The sequence below is a fragment of the Labilibaculum euxinicum genome (genome assembly GCF_963678175.1).
Lineage (GTDB): Bacteria > Bacteroidota > Bacteroidia > Bacteroidales > Marinifilaceae > Labilibaculum > Labilibaculum euxinus.
This window is the reverse complement of the sequence record NZ_OY782756.1, coordinates 1529434-1548919: the sequence shown is the minus strand read 5'-3', so window position 1 is coordinate 1548919 and position 19486 is coordinate 1529434. Positions and strand designations below refer to the sequence as shown.

The 19486-nt window shown below is 37.6% G+C and carries 17 protein-coding genes; 7 read left to right on the top strand and 10 right to left on the bottom strand.

Going from position 1 to position 19486, the window contains the following annotated elements:
- The first annotated feature begins 333 nt into the window (after nucleotides 1-333).
- From uxaC to ACY0M5_RS06575, 7 genes are all read left to right on the top strand, one after another.
- On the top strand, nucleotides 334-1737 hold the full coding sequence (gene uxaC, locus ACY0M5_RS06605) for a glucuronate isomerase (protein WP_461631204.1): 1404 nt from the start codon (nucleotides 334-336) through the stop codon (nucleotides 1735-1737).
- Between the two features lie 24 nt (nucleotides 1738-1761).
- Nucleotides 1762-2799: a sugar kinase gene (locus ACY0M5_RS06600; RefSeq protein WP_124993114.1), complete on the top strand. Its 1038-nt coding sequence runs from the start codon at nucleotides 1762-1764 to the stop codon at nucleotides 2797-2799.
- A 77-nt stretch (nucleotides 2800-2876) separates the two neighbouring features.
- The gene (locus ACY0M5_RS06595; protein ID WP_124993281.1) at nucleotides 2877-3548 is read left to right on the top strand and encodes a bifunctional 4-hydroxy-2-oxoglutarate aldolase/2-dehydro-3-deoxy-phosphogluconate aldolase; all 672 of its coding nucleotides are present in this window, start codon (nucleotides 2877-2879) and stop codon (nucleotides 3546-3548) included.
- 6 nt (nucleotides 3549-3554) lie between these two features.
- A complete protein-coding gene (locus ACY0M5_RS06590) occupies nucleotides 3555-4394 on the top strand; it encodes an SDR family oxidoreductase (protein WP_461631203.1) in 840 nt (279 codons plus the stop codon).
- Between the two features lie 114 nt (nucleotides 4395-4508).
- A complete protein-coding gene (gene uxuA, locus ACY0M5_RS06585) occupies nucleotides 4509-5699 on the top strand; it encodes a mannonate dehydratase (protein WP_461631202.1) in 1191 nt (396 codons plus the stop codon).
- 11 nt (nucleotides 5700-5710) lie between these two features.
- Nucleotides 5711-7021, top strand: coding sequence for an MFS transporter (locus tag ACY0M5_RS06580; protein ID WP_461631201.1), 1311 nt, complete (start codon nucleotides 5711-5713; stop codon nucleotides 7019-7021).
- A gap of 140 nt (nucleotides 7022-7161) precedes the next feature.
- Nucleotides 7162-8220, top strand: coding sequence for a LacI family DNA-binding transcriptional regulator (locus ACY0M5_RS06575; protein WP_461631200.1), 1059 nt, complete (start codon nucleotides 7162-7164; stop codon nucleotides 8218-8220).
- Nucleotides 8221-8313: 93 nt separating this feature from the next.
- Here ACY0M5_RS06575 and galE read toward each other — a convergent pair whose 3' ends face one another.
- From galE to ACY0M5_RS06525, 10 genes are all read right to left on the bottom strand, one after another.
- Nucleotides 8314-9339, bottom strand: a complete 1026-nt coding sequence (gene galE, locus ACY0M5_RS06570) for a UDP-glucose 4-epimerase GalE (protein ID WP_461631199.1) — start codon at nucleotides 9337-9339, stop codon at nucleotides 8314-8316.
- Nucleotides 9340-9461: 122 nt separating this feature from the next.
- Nucleotides 9462-9764, bottom strand: coding sequence for a hypothetical protein (locus ACY0M5_RS06565; RefSeq protein ID WP_461631198.1), 303 nt, complete (start codon nucleotides 9762-9764; stop codon nucleotides 9462-9464).
- Nucleotides 9722-9958 carry a hypothetical protein gene (locus tag ACY0M5_RS06560; protein ID WP_461631197.1) on the bottom strand — a complete coding sequence of 79 codons (237 nt, stop codon included), beginning with the start codon at nucleotides 9956-9958 and terminating at the stop codon, nucleotides 9722-9724. The genes ACY0M5_RS06565 and ACY0M5_RS06560 overlap by 43 nt, the downstream gene beginning before the upstream one ends.
- A 287-nt stretch (nucleotides 9959-10245) precedes the next feature.
- The gene (locus tag ACY0M5_RS06555) at nucleotides 10246-11199 is read right to left on the bottom strand and encodes an ROK family protein (protein ID WP_461631196.1); all 954 of its coding nucleotides are present in this window, start codon (nucleotides 11197-11199) and stop codon (nucleotides 10246-10248) included.
- A gap of 185 nt (nucleotides 11200-11384) precedes the next feature.
- The gene (locus ACY0M5_RS06550; RefSeq protein ID WP_461631195.1) at nucleotides 11385-12032 is read right to left on the bottom strand and encodes a carbohydrate-binding family 9-like protein; all 648 of its coding nucleotides are present in this window, start codon (nucleotides 12030-12032) and stop codon (nucleotides 11385-11387) included.
- Between the two features lie 63 nt (nucleotides 12033-12095).
- Complete coding sequence (locus tag ACY0M5_RS06545) at nucleotides 12096-14423, bottom strand: glucosamine-6-phosphate isomerase (RefSeq protein ID WP_461631194.1); 2328 nt, start codon at nucleotides 14421-14423, stop codon at nucleotides 12096-12098.
- 137 nt (nucleotides 14424-14560) lie between these two features.
- Nucleotides 14561-15664, bottom strand: a complete 1104-nt coding sequence (locus tag ACY0M5_RS06540; protein ID WP_461631193.1) for a phosphotransferase enzyme family protein — start codon at nucleotides 15662-15664, stop codon at nucleotides 14561-14563.
- A gap of 56 nt (nucleotides 15665-15720) precedes the next feature.
- Nucleotides 15721-16944, bottom strand: a complete 1224-nt coding sequence (gluP, locus tag ACY0M5_RS06535) for a glucose/galactose MFS transporter (RefSeq protein WP_461631192.1) — start codon at nucleotides 16942-16944, stop codon at nucleotides 15721-15723.
- A 63-nt stretch (nucleotides 16945-17007) separates the two neighbouring features.
- A complete protein-coding gene (glmM, locus tag ACY0M5_RS06530) occupies nucleotides 17008-18387 on the bottom strand; it encodes a phosphoglucosamine mutase (RefSeq protein WP_461631191.1) in 1380 nt (459 codons plus the stop codon).
- Nucleotides 18388-18404: 17 nt separating this feature from the next.
- Entirely contained in the window at nucleotides 18405-19304 is a 900-nt protein-coding gene (locus ACY0M5_RS06525; protein ID WP_461631190.1) for a nucleotidyltransferase family protein, read from the bottom strand.
- Nucleotides 19305-19486 lie beyond the last annotated feature (182 nt).

Sequence of the window (19486 nt, the reverse complement as noted above, 5' to 3'; positions counted from 1 at the left end):
CTTTTTTAGAATCCGAATAAATAACAACTTTCAGATTAATCAATAAACTGCATTCCTTTTTTTTACTATATCAGCACAAACCACTGTAAGTCTAGATTACAATTGAAAGGCACTGAAGAAATCTTTTAATAAATTACATCAGGCAAAACTAATTCTGTGAAAAAAACAAATCTGAATTTGCAATAATTAGAAAACAACACTACCTTCGTGTTCGAACACGGAAATGTTTTAGATTTAAACTTTGAAAAGGTTCTAATTATTTAAACAATCGTTTTAAACCTTTTTTTTACAAACTCCCGTGTACGAAAACGAAACTTATTTGATACAATATCGATGAAGAAATTTTTAGACAAGGATTTTATTCTTGAGACCGATACAGCGAAAAAACTGTATCATGAATTTGCAGCCGATCTTCCAATTATCGACTATCACTGCCATATTTCCCCAAAAGAAATAGCGGATGATAAGCAATTTGAAAACATGACTCAGATATGGTTATATGGTGACCACTACAAGTGGAGAGCTATGAGAACCAACGGTATAAAAGAAGAAGGTATCACCGGAGAATCTTCCTCTGACAGAGAGAAATTCGAAAATTGGGCTTGTACTGTTCCATATACACTGCGCAACCCTCTTTACCACTGGACACATTTGGAGCTAAAAAAGCCATTTGGCATTGAAAAAATATTAAGTCCTGATACATCAGAGGAAATCTGGAACGAGTGCAATGAAAAATTGAAGACTCCTGAGTTTTCATGCAGAAGCTTAATTCGCAAAGCCAATGTTGAAGTTATTGGTACAACCGATGATCCTGCCGATTCGTTGGAATATCATAAAGCAATTAAAGATTCCGGATTTGAAACCAAAGTGGTTCCATCTTGGAGACCAGATAAAGCAATGGCTGTTGATGATGCATCAGAATACAACGCATACATCAACAAACTGGCAATTGCATCCGAAATGGAAATCAACACATTTGAAGATTTACTTTCGGCACTTCAAAAAAGACATGATTTCTTTGCTGAAATGGGTTGTAAAGCTTCCGATCATGGTTTAGAGCAATTTTTTGCCGCTGAATATACAAATGATGAAGCCACTGAAATTTTTGTAAAGATCCGAAAAGGAGAAGAATTGAACGAAAAAGAAATTTTGAAATTCAAATCAGCAATGTTGTATGAATTTGCTGTTTTGGATCATTCAAAAGGATGGGTTCAACAATTCCATATTGGTGCTATTCGCAACAATAACACCGGAATGTTCAACAAATTAGGTGCTGATACCGGATTCGATTCAATTGCTGACAAATTGGTGGCTGAAGATATGTCGAAATTCCTAAATCGCCTGGCTACTGAAGAAAAATTAACAAAAACCATTCTTTACAATCTAAACCCTGCTCATAACGAAGTTTATGCAACTATGCTAGGGAATTTTCAGGATGGTGAGATAGCAGGTAAAATTCAGTGGGGATCAGGATGGTGGTTTCTGGATCAAAAAGATGGCATGGAAAAACAAATGAATGCTCTTTCTAATCTTGGTCTTTTAAGCCGATTTGTTGGAATGCTAACTGACTCAAGATCATTCTTAAGCTACAGTCGTCACGAATATTTCCGCAGAATTCTTTGCAACCTAATTGGTAACGATGTTGAAAAGGGATTAATTCCGTATAACGAAGAACTATTGAAGGAAGTAGTACAGGGAATCTGTTACTATAATGCTAAAAATTATTTCAATTTTTAATCTTACTCAAACAAAATAATAAAGATGAATAAAGTAGTTACTTTCGGTGAAATCATGCTAAGACTTGCAACACCAGGTTATGCTAGATTTTCTCAAGTTGATAATTTTAACGCTACTTATGGCGGAGGAGAAGCTAATGTTGCCGTTTCTTTGGCAAATTATGGCATTGAGGTTGATTTTGTAAGCCGACTTCCAAAGAATGATATTGGCCACGCTTGTATGATGGATTTAAGAAAATACGGCGTTGGTGTTGACAACATCGTTTGGGGTGGAGATCGTTTGGGAATTTATTTTTTGGAGACTGGAGCTATTAGCCGAGGCAGTAAAGTGGTTTACGACAGAGCTAATTCTGCTGCTGCAGAACTTGAAATCGGAATGATTGACTGGGAAAAAGTATTTGAAGGTGCATCATGGTTTCATTGGACAGGTATTACTCCGGCAATTTCACAAGGTGCAGCTGATGTTTGCTTACAAGCTATTAAAGAAGCCAACAAAAGAGGTATTACCGTTTCAACTGATTTAAACTACCGAAAAAATCTTTGGAAATATGGTAAAACTGCCAACGAAGTTATGCCGGAATTAGTTGCCGGTTGCGACGTAATATTAGGAAACGAAGAAGATGCTGAAAAAGTTTTAGGAATCAAACCAGAAGGTGTTGATGTTACCGGCGGACATGTTGAAGCGGGAGCTTACTTATCTGTTTCTCAACAAATCATGAAACAATTTCCCCGTTGTAAAAAAGTAATTACCACTTTACGTGGATCTATCAGCGCAAACCACAATTCGTGGACAGGTGTTTTATATGATGGAACAGAATTGTACAAAGCAAATAATACGTACCAAATAACGCACATCGTTGATCGTGTTGGTGGCGGTGATTCATTTATGGGTGGATTAATTTACGGATTAATTACATGGCCAAAAGATGATCAGAAAGCTCTCAATTTTGCGGTTGCAGCATCTTGCTTGAAACATACAATCTATGGCGATTACAATCAAGTTACTGTTGACGAAGTTGTGAAGTTAATGGAAGGTGATGCATCCGGACGGGTTGCTAGATAAATTATGAGTTATGAATTATATGATTGAAGTATTCTTCATTTATAATTCATAATTCTCAATTCATAATTAATAACGAAATGGCTCAATATTCAAGAATAGAAGTTGCTTTAAAAATGAAAGAAGTGGGAATGATTCCTGTATTCTTTCATTCAGATATAGAAGTTTGTAAAGAGATCGTTAAAGCATGCTACAAAGGTGGTGCCCGCGTATTTGAATTCGTTAACCGCGGCGATTTTGCACATGAAGTTTTCGCAGAACTAATTAAATGGACTGCTAAAGAATGTCCTGAAATGATTTTAGGCGTCGGGTCTATTATTGATGCCGGTACAACTTCGTTATACATCCAGTTGGGTGCAAATTTTATTGTTTCTCCAATCTTAAATGCGGAAATGGCTAAAGTTTGTAATCGTCGGAAAATAGCCTGGTCACCGGGTTGTGGATCGTTAACAGAAATATCCTACGCTGAAGAATTAGGTGCTGAGGTTGTAAAAATATTCCCAGGAGAACAAGTGGGTGGTCCTGAGTTTGTAAAAGCCGTAAAAGGTCCTTTCTCATGGTCTTCAATTATGCCAACAGGAGGAGTTAAACCAGAAGTCGGAAACCTGACAGAATGGTTCAATGCAGGTGTTCATTGTGTAGGAATGGGATCTCAGCTGATGGTGAAAAATGCAGATGGATCATTCAATTACGAAGCAATTGAAGCTGCAACTGCCAATGCTATCTCTATCATCAAAGAAATCAGAAAATAAACCAAAATGGAAACCAATTTAAGAAATAAAGTAGCCGTTGTTACCGGTGCCGGAGGAATAATTTGCTCTGCCATGGCTAAATCATTGGCTGCAATGGGTGTAAAAACGGCATTGATTGATATTAATGCTGATGCTGTTGAAAAATTAGCTCAGGAAATTGAAACCAAATACAATGTTTCTTCAATCGGGGTTGCAGCAAGCGTACTTGATAAAGAATCACTGCAGGAAGCAAAGAGGATAATCAATAATAAGCTGGGGAGTGTAGATTATCTTATCAATGGAGCCGGAGGGAATTCTCCTCTGGCTACATCTGGTGTAGATCAAATGGTAGATTCCGACCTTGAAAATCTGGAAGAAACTTTCTTTGGAATGAAAATGGAAGGTTTTGATAGAGTTTTTGATTTGAACTTTAAAGGAACGATTCTTCCAACGATGGTGTTTGCCATGGATATGATTGAGAAAAAAGGAGGTTCAATAGTAAATGTGTCTTCGATGAACTCTTACCGTCCACTGACCAGAATTGCAGCATATTCTGCAGCTAAAGCTTCTGTGAACAATTTTACGCAATGGTTAGCAGTTCATTTTTCAAAAATGGGAGTACGTGTAAATGCAATAGCTCCTGGATTTTTGTTGACAAATCAGAATCGGTTTTTACTAACCGATGAAGCAACAGGTGAACCAACTGCACGAGGCGTAAAAATTATTAACAATACACCAATGGAACGTTACGGTACTCCTGAAGAATTACAGGGTACTCTACTTTATCTGTTATCGGACTGGTCTGCTTTTGTTACAGGGGTTGTTATTCCTGTTGATGGAGGATTTAGTGCGTATAGTGGAGTTTAGCAGGCTTTTAGTTTTAATTATATATTATTTAGGTTAGCGTGTTTATGTGACAAAACGGAACAAGAATTCAATCACCTCTTGTCCGTTTTGTTCATTAACTATAAAACAAACAGCATGTCATTAGAACAAACATGGAGATGGTACGGTCCAAACGATCCAATCTCACTTCAGGAAATAAGACAAACCGGAGCAACCGGTATTGTATCAGCTCTTCATCAAATTCCAAACGGAGAAGTCTGGCCAATTGACGAAATCAAAAAAAGAATATCCGAAATTGAAGCTGCCGGACTAACTTGGTCGGTGGTTGAGAGTGTGCCAGTTCATGAGGATATAAAAAAACAGACCGGCAATTATAAAGTATACATAGAAAATTACAAGCAGAGTATCAAAAACTTAGGTAAATGTGGTATTGAAACCATTTGCTACAATTTTATGCCTGTTTTGGATTGGTCTAGAACCGATTTAGCCTTTGAATCGGGAGATGGCTCCAATGCTCTTAAATTTGACATTGAAATATTCGCAGCTTTTGATGTCTTCATTCTAAAGAGAGAAAATTCAAGACAAGATTATTCTGAAGATATTTTGAAAAAAGCTGAGACCAAATTCAAATTGATGTCAGCAGAAGAAATCGAAAAAATTACCCGAAATGTAATTGCAGGTCTTCCTGGTGCCGAAGAATCATACACTTTGGAAAGTTTCCAAAAAGTATTGGATGGCTACAAAGAAATTGATGCGCCAAAATTAAAAAAACATTTGCATGAGTTTTTGCAGGAAATTATTCCTGTTGCCGAACAAGCATGCGTAAGAATGGCAATTCACCCGGATGATCCGCCACGTGCTTTGCTTGGCTTACCCAGAGTTGTCAGCACCGTCGAAGACGCTTTGGAATTAACTAAAGTAGTTGACTCGGTTTCAAATGGAATTACATTGTGTACAGGATCGTTTGGTGCTGGTCATTTTAATGATCTGCCGGAAATGACAAAGATATTAGCTCCCCGAATTAATTTTGTTCATCTTAGAAATGTGACTAGAGACGAGGAAGGAAACTTCTTCGAAAACTACTTGTTTGATGGAGATATTGATATTCCGGCTGTAATGAAAGCTTTACTGATAGAAGAAAAAGAACGTAAGGAATCAGGCCGAAAAGACTGGCAAATTCCTATGCGTCCCGATCATGGAAATAAAATGCTGGATGATCTTCCAAAGAAAACAAACCCAGGATATTCTTTATATGGTAGAATGAAAGGATTGGCGGAACTACGCGGTTTAGAACAAGGATTAACTGCAGGTTTAAAATCAAACTAAAAACTAAATAAATGCTCAAAATTAAGAATTATCGATATAGAATACTGGCGATGCTTTTTATGGCTACCAGTATCAACTATTTCGACAGAAGTATTATGGGAGTAATGTCTCCCGAGCTAATCGAATATTTCGGTTGGACAAAACAAGATTATTCAAATATTCTTGTGGTATTTCAAATTGCTTATGCAATCGGTTTAATCTCAATGGGAGGAATCATTGACAAATTAGGAACCAAAAAAGGATACATATTATCTATTGGTGTCTGGAGTCTCTTTGGGATGGCACATGCTGCTGTAGGTCGAGGTTTCAGTTTAATTGGATTCATGGGTGCACGATTCGGTCTGGGATTTGGAGAATCGGGTAACTTCCCGGCTGCAATTAAAACTGTTGCGGAATGGTTTCCTAAGAAAGAGAGAGCTTTTGCAACTGGTATTTTTAACGCTGCTACTAGTGTTGGAGCCATTGCAGCACCTTTTGTTGTTGGAGCTATTGTATATTGGAGTGGCGGAGACAGAGGTCAAGGGGAATTAGTTAACTGGCAAATTCCATTTTTGATTACTGGTGCACTTAGTGCAATATGGGTTTATATGTGGTACAGAACTTATAAAAAGCCAGAAGATCATCCAAAAATTTCAAAAGAAGAATTGGTATTCATTCAAAGTGATTCCGAGGTTGAATCAATTGAAAAACTTCCATGGAAAAATGTTATTTTAAAGAAACAAACCTGGGCATTCTCACTAGCTAAAGTAACCGATGCTGTTTGGTGGTTTTATCTTTTCTGGGGTGCCATATTCCTTGCAGATAATTTTGATGTAAAAATTCACGATATGGGCTTGCCTTTCTTGGTTATTTATTTAATCGCAGATGGTGGTAGTATTTTCGGCGGTTGGCTTTCTGGTGCGTTTATAAAAAAAGGATGGTCGCTAAATAAAGCCCGTAAATTAACCCTGCTAATTTGTGCTATGGTGATTCTACCTGTTTGTTTTGTTGCTTATACAGAAAGTAAATGGATTGCTATTATCTTAATTAGTTTAGGTGCTGCCGGTCATCAAGCATGGTCTGCTAATTTATTTACTCTGGCTTCGGATGTATTTCCTAAAAAAGCAGTAGCATCTGTTGTTGGTATTGGTGGTATGGTAGGTGCTGTAGCTGGAATTATTAGTAATGTAATTCTAGGATCAGTTCTTGATAATGCAAATAATACAGGATTTTTCTGGGCATTTTTAGTTGCTGGTTCATCCTATCTAATCCTATTAGGTTTGGTACATATATTAATGCCAAAAATGCAACCTTTGGATGAAAATTTAAATCCAATTCAATAATTAATAAACCCCTCAATACTTTACTCTTAGGATTCTAAATTTTTTATGAGTAAATGTATTACTTTTGTTTCATAATTGTAGTTAGAGTTTGTTAATTTCAGGAAGGATAAATTCCTTCCTGATTTTTTTATTTACTAGAAATGACCAAAGCGAAGATTCGAATAAAAGACATAGCTGAACAGGCAGGTGTTTCTGTTGGTACGGTAGATCGTGTACTCCACAATCGCGGAGAAGTTGCGGAAGAAACCAAGAATAAAATTCTGGAAATTGCAAAAGTAAATAACTATCAACCTAACCTTATTGCCAGAGCACTTACTTCTAAAAAGCAATGTGTTTTTGCATCTTTGTTACCAAGCCCAACCGAGGAAGATATATTTTGGAAAAGACCATTAAATGGTATTACTGAAGCCGCCTTGGAATTAGAACAATTTCAAGTAAAAGTCAAAAATTTCTTTTTCGAGCATTACAATGAACAAGATTTTATAAAGCAAACCGAAGCAATCTTAGAGCTTAATCCTTCAGGGGTTGTGTTTTCTCCTATTTTCTCAAAAGAGAGTCTTGATTTCACCGAAAAACTTGATGAAAAAGGAATTCCATATGTTTTTATCGAATCAAAATTATCGAAAAGCAACTATTTAGCTTATGTTGGCAGTGATGGTTTTCATGGAGGAAGGGTTGCCGCTAATTTAATAGACTTTGGCATTCCCGAAAATGGAGATATTTTAATTATTAATCTGGCTAAAAATCTGGAAAATGTTCATCACTTAAATCAAAGAACACAAGGATTTTTAAGCTATTTTATGGATAAAGGAAAAAATCAAGGTCTGAAAATAAGTATTGAAATTCCTACATCTGATGCTGAAATTATTAAAGAGAAATTGGATTCTGTAATCAAGAAAAACAAGAACATAAAAGCCATATTCATCACAGGATCCAAGGTTTATAAAATAGCAAGATATCTGATTACCAACGAACTCAGTGATATTATACTTGTAGGTTTTGATCCTATCGAACAAAACATCAAATATCTAAATCAGGGAACCATCAATTTTTTAATTGGCCAGCACCCTCATCAACAAGGATTTAAAGCTGTAAAAAAATTATTCGAATATGTTCTTTTGAATCACGAGATTACAAAAGATGAGTATCTGCCTGTTGATATTATCAATCAGGAGTGTATTAAACTGTATGAAGCTTAATTCCCAACATTATTTTTAAAAATTGCAATTCGCGAAAAAGAATAACGCCTATCAATTAAATGACAGGCGTTAAAAAAAACTTTTTGTGACTTGCTATAATTCACCAATATTCACTTGCCATTTCCAGGCAGAAAGAAGCGTTTCGTCAAGAGTGCTCTCTGCTTTCCATCCTAACTCCTCATTTGCAAAGGACGTATCGGCATATATTTTTTCGATATCACCTGTACGACGAGCTACAATTTTATGAGGAACTTTCTCTCCCGTTGCTCTTTCAAATGATTTAATAATCTCAAGAACAGAAACGCCGTTTCCTGTACCAACATTAAAATACTCGTAGTTTTCCTTATTTCTGTTATTCAATAATCTTTCAATGGCAACAACATGAGCCTTGGCCAAATCCACCACATGAATATAATCCCGAATTGCTGAACCGTCGGCAGTGTCATAATCATCTCCAAACACACTCAACTCAGGGCGAATGCCAGCCACAGTTTGTGTAAGGAAAGGAATCAAATTATTTGGCACGCCTAAAGGCAACTCCCCAATTTTTGCCGTAGCATGTGCACCAATCGGGTTAAAATATCTAAGTGCAATCCCCTTAAACGATGGACATGCTTTAATGGTATCACGAATTATATCCTCACAAATAGTTTTGGTATTTCCGTATGGAGATTCTGCTTCTTTTCTTGGAGTTTGCTCAGTTACCGGCAAACAATCAGGTTGTCCGTATACTGTACACGAAGATGAGAATACAAGATTGGATACATTAAATTCCATCATCGACTCCATGATATTCATCAAAGAATTCAGATTATTGTTGTAGTACATCAATGGTTTTTCAACCGATTCACCAACAGCCTTCGATGCCGCAAAATGAATAATTGCTTCTATATCCGAATATTTCTGAAAGAAATCCTTTACTTTTTGTCTGTCGGTTAAATCAAACTGCTCAAATTTTGGACGAATGCCGGATATCTCCTTAATTTTATCCAACACTTCAACTTTCGAATTCGAAAGATTATCTACGATCACCACATCGTAACCACTGTTTTGCAACTCAACAACAGTATGTGAACCGATAAAGCCAGTTCCGCCGGTTACCAGAATTTGTTTGTTCATTTAATATAATTTAGTATCAAAAACAAATTTACATTAGTTGCTTTGCAAAAACAACAATAGTGAAGTTTAATAATCAATTAAGACATAACTTCACTATTGCTTAAATTAACTATGTAACTTTCTTAATGAACGTTTAATTGTCCTTTAGAATTCGCTTTTATTAAATTCCTCACCTGCGTTGTTCCTGCGCCAGTTAAAGTTAAGTCAATTGGAGCATTGGTTTCCCAAGCACCACGAGTAAAATCAGGAACTTCTATTGAATTGGATTTGTTCGCAATGGACCATTCACTTAGTGATGTGATACAACTCCAGGCCACAGCATCATAAACATCCATATCCACAGGAAGTCCGTTTCGCAAACAATCAATCAATCGCCAATCCATCACAAAATCCATACCTCCATGACCGCCAGCCTGTTTGGCCATCTCTCCATGGCTGCAATTGCAACAGGTACGTGCCATTCCCACGGTATGGCAATATAGATCAAATCGACCAATCCACTTTCACACATTTCTTTAAAGCCCAAATCCCCACCTACAAATTCTTTTGCTTTAGGAAGTCCGGCATCAGCAAGTATTTTCTGTCCTCCGTCAACGGCAGCTTGCCTGATATCACACAAAGCTGCAATTCAATTTCTGATCTTATTCAAGACAGCAAAGGAAGTACAAATTGTGAAAATACGATTTATAATCCTGATGTTCTGTTAAGTGGACTTTCGATTATCCCGAAAAAGAAGTAAGCTGGGATGAAATGATGAATTCTGATTTGTATTTGGGACCAAAAACTTATGTGATTGGGCCTGTTGCTGTTTCAAAAGAAATACCCAAACCAGGAAGTAGTCCGAAGTAAAAAACCGTTTCACCACATTGTGAAACGGCCTTATCAATCAGTATTTTATTGGAATCATTAAGCCTGATCGTTCCATATTAAAGCGGCTGCGCCTAAAACTGCCGCATCCTCGCCTAATTCAGAATGCAACAGGCTAATCTTATTTTTATACAGGAACAGTAAATTCTTTTCCATTGCCTCACGAACAGGTTCAAAAAGAAGCTCACCTGCTTTTGCCAATCCTCCAAAAAAGAAAATGGCTTTAGGACTGGTTACCGATGCCACATTCGCCAAAGCTTCCCCTAACATTTTCCCGGTATAGGCAAACACTTCCATTGCAAGCAGATCTCCGTTATTGGCTGCATCAGCAACCATTTTCGCATTCAATTCATTAAACGGAATTGCCCGCAAAGAACTATCAACCAAATATTTTGCCAACATTTTATAAGCAGTCCGTTTTACTCCGGTAGCCGATACATAAGTTTCTAAACAACCTCTTCGTCCGCACCCGCACTCACGTCCTTCCGGACGCATAATAATGTGTCCTACTTCTCCGGCAAATCCATCATGTCCGTAAAGCAAATCGCCGTTTACAACAATGCCGCTTCCCAAACCGGTACCCAGAGTAATCACCATGTAATCATCCATGTTTTTGGCACCTCCAAATATACGTTCACCCAAAGCGGCAGCATTGGCATCATTGGTCAATTTTACAGGTACATTCATGCGTTCCTTCACCAAACGGGAAATTTCCAGCAATCCTTTCCACCGTAAATTGGCAGCATTTTCAATCGTCCCGGTATGGAAATTTCCATTGGGAGCTCCAATACCTATTCCAATTAATTTAAGATCTTCATCTGAATCCTCAATCGTCTTATCAATTGAATCACATAAGTCATTCAGAAAATCCTCAAACCGTTCTTGTTCCTGAGTAGGAATGGTTCCATTTCCCCATGATTTTCCGCTTGCATCAATACATGAAAAAACTGTATTGGTTCCTCCTATGTCTATACCTATTGCTATATCTGTCATTCCAATTTATTCTAATTTGCTTTCCAATAAAAATAGTCCTGATACTACTCCTGTTATCGAACTAGTACTGCTCCGGTTGTCGGACTAGTACTGCTCCGATTGTTGGACTAGTACTCCTCCGGTTTTGCTAGTGAAAAGTAAGACTTACACACAAATTACTTAGCAAAGCTAATTCTTTCTTTTTATTAGGCCTCTAACTTCAACCTGCCAAATGATGACGGAATATGAAAATCCGGTTCCTTAGAATCCGGTTTCACCCAGGAGATCCATCTCAAGTCAGCCTCTTTGTTTCCTTCAGGTAATTTCATACAGTATCCACGATACAAACCTGCTTCCAATACACCATCTTTTAATAAACCCAAACCTTCCAGTGAAGATAGTTTTACAGCTCCCTTCACTACATAACCGTTTGTATTTACCGAAGCTTTTACATCCAGATCTTTAGATTCGGGCCACGACCACTCATAATCGAAATCGCGGTAATATCGGGTTACATAATCCAAAACCCGACCACGGGCATCCATTTCCAAACAATAATACGGATTTAATTTTTCATCTTGTCTGAAAAAGATCTCCACTCGGTCAGAATGAACAACTTCCATTTTATGATCCTTATCTACAAAGCTGAGAACATTTTCATCTTCCGCATCGAATCGGAAATAAAAATACTCATCATCATGCAAAGCTCTAAAATTAGTTTTTGGAGCTTTCTGATTTTCCCATGGAAAAGTAAAGTCAGAGTTTACATCAGCCATTTCCCATACGGGATGCATTTCTTGTCCTGTAATTGTTAAAAGGCCTTGTTTTATTCGTTTTACGATATATTCGGTCATATACTTAAAAAAAGTGGACCGAGAGACAATTGTCTCCCGATCCGGGGTATTTATGTGTGGTACTTAAAACGGATTTTCTTCAACTGCTTTCTCAAGATCCTGTGCCATAGACACAAACTCTTCAGCATTCATCTCCTTTATATAAACCAAACCATGAGTAGCTCTTACCAACGGATGATTATTTTCGTAAAAGAAGTTCTTGCCTAAAAGCAATTGAATTTGCTTCAACTGCTGCACCCAAACCTTTTGTGTCAGCTCGTTGAATTTGCCATCGTACTCGTAGCTTGGAAAAGATGCATTCACCTGACTTAAATAACTTTCGGTAAATGAATTCTCCATAACATCAAGAGCATTCAAAGAAACCGGAACAATCGAATCGGCTTCGGAAGGATGGTATTTAAACCAAACATTTCGGTAACCAACAATTCGAAGTTTCGATAAATCCTCTTCCTCTTTCCACTCCTTAACTGCTCCTGCAATGGCTTGCAATACTTTATAATGGGTATCCGGTCCACTTCCTTCCGGATCCATAGCCAAACTAATAATTGTTGGTTTGTATTTTCTGAATTCCTCCAAAACCGGAAGCATATCCCTGTTCTTTTCAGGGGTTTCGGTGAACACATCGCCTTTATAAAAACCCAAACGCAAGTGGTGAACATTTTTAACAGGAGTACCGAAATGAGCCCAAACCAACTCCTCTTCAAACTCACGAATCATCCCTTTCATTTTCTGAACTTCAGAAGTATTTTTACCTCCATCGTAACTGCTTTCCAAATCTGCAATAATAAAAGCAATTGTCTCATTCAGATGCTCCTTGCTGTTTACTTTCCAGGTTTCAACAATGGAACGAATTACACGATGACACAAACCTCTTCTCTTTCCGTTCTGATTTCGGGCTGCAACCGAATTCAGGAAATGATACACATCTTTATCCCATTTCTTACTAAATCCTACCTCGAAAAAATCAGAATATTCCAGCATTTGAATTTCACCTTTGGTGATAAATTCCTGACACTCTTTTAATACACCAATCACAAAACCATTCGTTACTGCGGTAAAACCAGATGTAAGAACAGAAAAATGAACATCGTTAGTTGCTGAACGCATCTGACGGTTGGTGTACGGCATAATTCCCAGCATGATATCATCATGATGAGGGCCGGTATGATAAATTACCTCGTTGGTATCAGGTTTCATCCCTTTTTCCAACTTCTTTTTGATGGAATCAATAACAGTCTGAACAGTTCCTTCATTCAAATCAGGAATTTGACTGGTGTAAGGATCAGCCTTTAAATCTTCCAAAGTTAAATGGTGACCATATTTATTGATTTTCTGACACAGATCGATAACCGCTCTTTCGCTTTTCGCATGTGTCCAATCTCCTGTTTTGTAGAATTGGTTCACACTATCAGTCAATTTACAGGCCGCTCCTGTTGTTAAATAAAAACGACTGTTTTTCTGACGCTGCAGTACCGAAGCCGGATAAATTGCATCAGGTTCGCTTTCCAGTGATCCTTTTACGATATCAGCTTTAGCTTCACCGGCAGCAAAAATGATTGAAACCGCATCTCGATTGTGGGTAATTGTATCCAAACCAATTGTGATAACCAAACGGTTTCTGGATACTTCTATTCCACCCAAATCGCCTGCAGCAACCGCCTGTGTCTCGAAATTTGTTTTTGTTAATCGCGTAGTCGAAAAATGATCCGATCCACGGGTGTTAAAAGCAATATGACCATCAGGACCAATTCCGCCCAGGAAAAACCCGATGCCGCCTTTATCGCGGATTTTTTGCTCATAAGAAGTACACCAGTTATCAATCATGAAAATTGATTTCTGCTGCATCTCTTCCACAACACTTGTTGCCTCGCGGTAACGAAGCGACAAATCAATATTGTAATCGGGAAAAACTTCCAGAAAATGTTTATTACCCACCAATGGAATTTCCTCTGAATTAATTAGTAATGAATTGGATTTCTCCAGTCCAAAACCATCAATATAGTATTTCATCACATAGTTGTAAAAACTATTGTGCTGACGCGGATCAATTGGATAAAACTCATCAATCTGAACAAACTGCAAACCACTCAAATCTGGTTTAGCCATGTTTCCAAGTCCATACTGACTGCGGATTTCGATTCCTTTAGGCTTGTTCCAATTCTCAAGAAGAAACTGGGTATACTTGATAAAATACTCCGGAGTTTTACCGGTTGGCAAACTAATTACTCCCTGAGGATTTTGTTCTGCCCACTCCAAAAAACGAAGTGAAGTCATCAAACCTAATTTTGGAAAATTATCAACCGTTACATAAGGTATTTTGGCTGTAATTTCCTGCACTCCTGATAATTCATAGAATGCTTGCTCTACTTTTGATGTAAATAATGTTTTCATTTTCTTTTTATTTCTATAATCTCTTAACCTTACTCGTTTAAAACACTTCACTTTCGTGAGAAAATGACTGTTTGTTTTAAATTACGCTACCACACGATTAAATACCGGGTTTGGTATCAGAAATAAAACTCCTTTTATTACACTAATAATTCTTTGCTGTATTTTGATACCACTTGCTTCATTTGCTCATATTGTTCTTCCATGCTTGTTAATAATTTGTATTGAGCATGAGTTCTGATTAAATTGTGCTGCGGTGATTTTATTTTGTAATACTGATCTCCGTCGATGTAGTCCATTAAAAACCGAAGAACTTGTTCGAAAGTGATGTATCTGGCGGAAAAAGCAAGATATTCCAATTCCGGAGCTGTTAAAAACGAAACTGTTTCTTCCAGGTATCCTTTGGTATATACTTCGAATATATCCATATCCATACTCACATGATCCAAATTCTCATCATCCTCCAGGCCAGTATTGGTGTATGATCTCATAGCATCACCATAATCATTCAGCACGGTGCTGTTCAATACGGTATCCAAATCGATCACACACAAATCATTTCCCTCTTTATCAAAAAGAATGTTGTTGATTTTTGTGTCGTTATGAGTTACCCGTGTAGGAATGGTTCCGTTCTCAACCAGAGTCCAGAATTCAAGCATTTCCTCACGGCGATTCTCAACCCAGGCAATCTCTTCAGTCAATCCAGCCTTACGGCCTGCAGTATCTTTACTCAATACTTCATCCCATTGCTTAAAACGGAATCTGATGTTATGAAAGCCTGGAAGAATATCTACCAATGGCTCTTTCATATCCGATAACATCGATTGAAACTTACCGATTCCCTTTCCTCCTGCATAAGCCAATTCCGGACTGTCCGCAGCTTCATAAGTCAGGTTGTCTTTAATAAAAAGACACATTGCCCAAAAGTCGCCCTCTTCATCTTTGTAAAACAAATCACCATTCTTTGCAGGTGTAATTGTCATTGCTTCGCGCATGATATCACCACCTGCTGCAGCTATTTTCTGCTTAAGGTGAGTTGTCACTTTTAAGATATTCCCCATCATTCCGGGCACATCCTTAAAGATATTCTTATTTTTGCGTTGAAATAAATAGCTTGGGTCTTCTTCAGCAAGGGTTGTTACAATAAATGTATCGTTAATAAACCCTTCTCCAAGAGGTTTAATATCTGCTATTTCCCCTTCAACAGAGAATTTTGAAGCTATTTCTTTTAAAGTATTCGTCATATTTCATCTTTGAATGAGGGCACAGTAAATGATTACTCATGCCCAAATTGGATTCATTATTTTGTTCTTATTTTATGTCCTTTTAAACCGTAATAAAGAATATAAAGAAAACAAGGAACACAAACCCAGTAGGCATTTTGTGCTCCGGCAAAATCCTTCATAAAACCGTAAATCGTTGGAATTAAAGCGCCGCCAACAATTGCGATAACCATTAAGGATGAGCCTGCTTTAGTGAATTTTCCCAAATCAGTCATTGCAAGCGGCCATAAAGCAGGCCACATTAAGGAACATCCTAAAGCCATAAATGAAATAAAGTAGATTGATAAATCTTGAGGTGAAAGCACAACCATTAATGATCCAAACAAGGCTGTTACCGCGCAAATTCGAAGGGCTGTAGCCTGATTAAGATATTTAGGAATTAAAGCGGCTCCACAGATGTATCCAATAACCATACCTATCGGCGCAATCCATGCATAATATTCCGCATTGGCTAAACCCAGAGCAGTTGCATAATCAACCAAGGTTCCTAACGAAACGGTTTCAACTCCAACATACAGGAAAAGGGCAAGCACGCCTAATAAAAGGTGCGGAAACTGCCAAACAGATGTTTTATTTGCTGCATAAGGACAATCGTGTGCTGAATCTTCATCTTCACCTACTGCTTTTACTTCAGGCAGTTTAGCCAATAGAGCCAATACTCCCAAAAGAACAAAAACACCAATAATAATGTAAAAAGGAATGTTTATGTCGGTTAGTGACACACTGTCCACTTCTTTTCCAATAATCAATGCCAAAAATAACGGCGCAATCGGCCAGGCCAATTTATTGGCGATCCCCATATAACTCATCCGTTTTGCGGCACTTTCAATAGGTCCTAATATGGTAATGTACGGATTGACAGAAGCCTGCAGAAAAGTATTTCCCATACCGCTAATGAAGGAAGCCAGCAAAAACAGAGGCAGACTTTCCATTCTTGCAGAAGGAATAAATAAATAAAAACCAACTGCAAACATGATAAAAGATAATGCCATTGTTTTTTTATAGCCAATTTTACCAATCACCAATGATGCTGGATATCCAAAAATCAGAAAGGCTGAGAAAGTAGCTGCAATCACTAAGTATGATTCGGCAGAAGAAATATCCAAAGCTTTATTTAAAAGCGGAATAATATAACTGTTTATCCCCAGTGCAAATCCAATTGCGAAAAACATTACTCCAACTATAATAAGAGGAACTACGTACCTATTTACTTTAGTATCCACTACTTGTGCACTTACCATAATTTAAAATTTATAAGATTACTATTTCTATATTATATTCTAAAGTCTAAAATAATCACTTCCTCAAATTGTGTTTTTCATCAACTGCTTTACACAATCCATTAAATTACGAGCATACTCTTCCGTAGTTGCTTCGGAGTAAATTCGAATAATGGGCTCCGTATTTGATTTTCTGAGGTGTACCCATCCCTCCGGAAAACTAATCTTCAATCCGTCAATCGTATTGCAGGGATAATCAATAAATTTTCTGCGAACCTGATCCATTATGGCATCTAAATTGGAAACACCCTCCAGTTCAATTTTTTGTTTTACGATTTTATAATCGGGATAACCTGCCCGTAGTTCTGAACAGGTTAATTTTGATTTTGCCAAATAGGTAAGAAACAATGCCACTCCAACAAGCGCATCTCTTCCATTGTGCAATTCAGGATAAATTACACCTCCGTTGCCCTCACCACCTATTACTGCCGAATGATTCTTCATTTCGCGCACCACATTTACCTCGCCTACTGCTGATTCATAGAACTCAACGCCATGCTTTTTAGCAATTTCGCGAAGTGCCATGGTTGATGATAAATTGGCAACTAAACTGCCTTTTGTATTTTGAAGTACATAATCAGCCACCGACACCAAAGTGTATTCTTCGCCAAATGCCTGCCCGTTCTCACAAACCAAAGCCAAGCGATCAACGTCCGGATCTACAACAATACCAAGATCTAACTTTTCATTCTTAACACATTCCGATATTTCCACAATATTTTCAGGAAGAGGTTCCGGATTGTGAGCAAAATTACCATCAGGACTGCAGTTAATTTTCTTCACCTTTTTCACTCCTAAAGCTTTCAGTAATTGAGGAATTGCAATTCCTCCCACCGAATTTACAGCATCAACTGCAATAGAAAAATCAGCTTCTTCAATTAGTTTTTTATCCACCAAAGTCAAATCAAGAATATGCTGAATATGAGTCTCTAAATAATCATCTTTCTTAGAGTACTTTCCTAAATCATCAACATCATTGTAATTGAAATCCTGTTTCTCAACAAGATGCAGCAAATCCTTCCCATCCTGATCAGAAATAAATTCGCCTTTTGCATTTAATAATTTAAGTGCATTCCAATTTTTAGGATTGTGACTTGCTGTAATAATAATACCTCCACCGGCTTTTAAATCGGTAACAGCCATTTCCACTGATGGAGTTGTTGCCAATCCAAGGTCAACCACTTCGATACCAACTGAAAGCAATGCCCCAACCACCAGTTGGTTTACCATCTCTCCACTGATTCTGGCGTCACGGCCAACGATTACTTTTTTAGCGACACCGCTGTTTCGGAGCCACATGCCAAAAGCTCCTGATATGCTGACGATATCCATTGGTGTTAAGCATTGCCCGGGTCTTCCTCCAATAGTACCTCTAATACCTGATATTGATTTTATTAAAGTCATTTTTCTCTCCTATAAAATTATGCCCACAACTTTGAAGGATATGTTCCCTTCTCTATCAATTTACCAATCGCTTTAACCGCTTTTTCTTTATCTTCCCGATAAGTTACTCCAAACCACTGAGCATCCGACTTCAATACTTTAACCTGTGTTTTTCCATCTTTAATAATATTGGCAACTACAGAAGGAATAAAAAATTCAGATTTCAACTGATCCCCTTCTTCTTTCAGAAAAAGGATAAACTGAGCTTCCAAATAATCGAATAGTTTAGGAGTAAAACCCCAAAAATTCATCGACACAGTCGTTTGCGGAACCAGCTGAACCCACACTTCATTCTCCTTGTATGCGATTCCATTTTCCAACTTCTCAATATGAGTCCGCTCAACAACGGCAGTCAGGTGATCATTCTCATTTGTTCCGCAAACTCCTCTTGATACCGAACCGTTTTCTGAAATGGTATTACCTAGCTGGTAGCCAACCATGCAGTTTTCTTCATCAGTAATAGTGTTGCTTAAATACTCCGCAATAGTTGTAAAAGCCTCAACGCCATAGTAATCGTCTGCATTAATTACTGCAAAAGGTTCATTAATACAGTCTTTAGTCATTAAAATTGCATGACCTGTTCCCCAAGGTTTTTCGCGTTCCAGATTATAAACTGATCCCTCAGGAACCTTTCCTATTTCCTGATTTACGTAATCAACTTCAATCTTCCCTGCTAGTTTTGTATTAAAAAGTTCTTTAAACTCTTCCTCAAAACTCTCTCTAATCACAAAAACAATCTTACCAAAACCGGCCTCAATTGCATCATGTATCGAATAATCAATAATAGTTTCATTCGTTGGCCCAATCGGATCGATCTGCTTCAATCCCCCATACCGACTTCCCATTCCTGCAGCTAATACCAATAACGTAGGTTTCATATTATTATAGTTTGTTTTTTAGTTGCCATATGGAACTTACCAAGCTGGGAATATCATCCCCATGTGTGTCAAAACAGTCTTGGCATGGACGTTTCATATCTTATTTAATTCTAAATCAATTTTTACTCTTCAATTTTATCCTTACCAATACATTCCTGTAAAGATTTTCTCAAAAAAAGCAA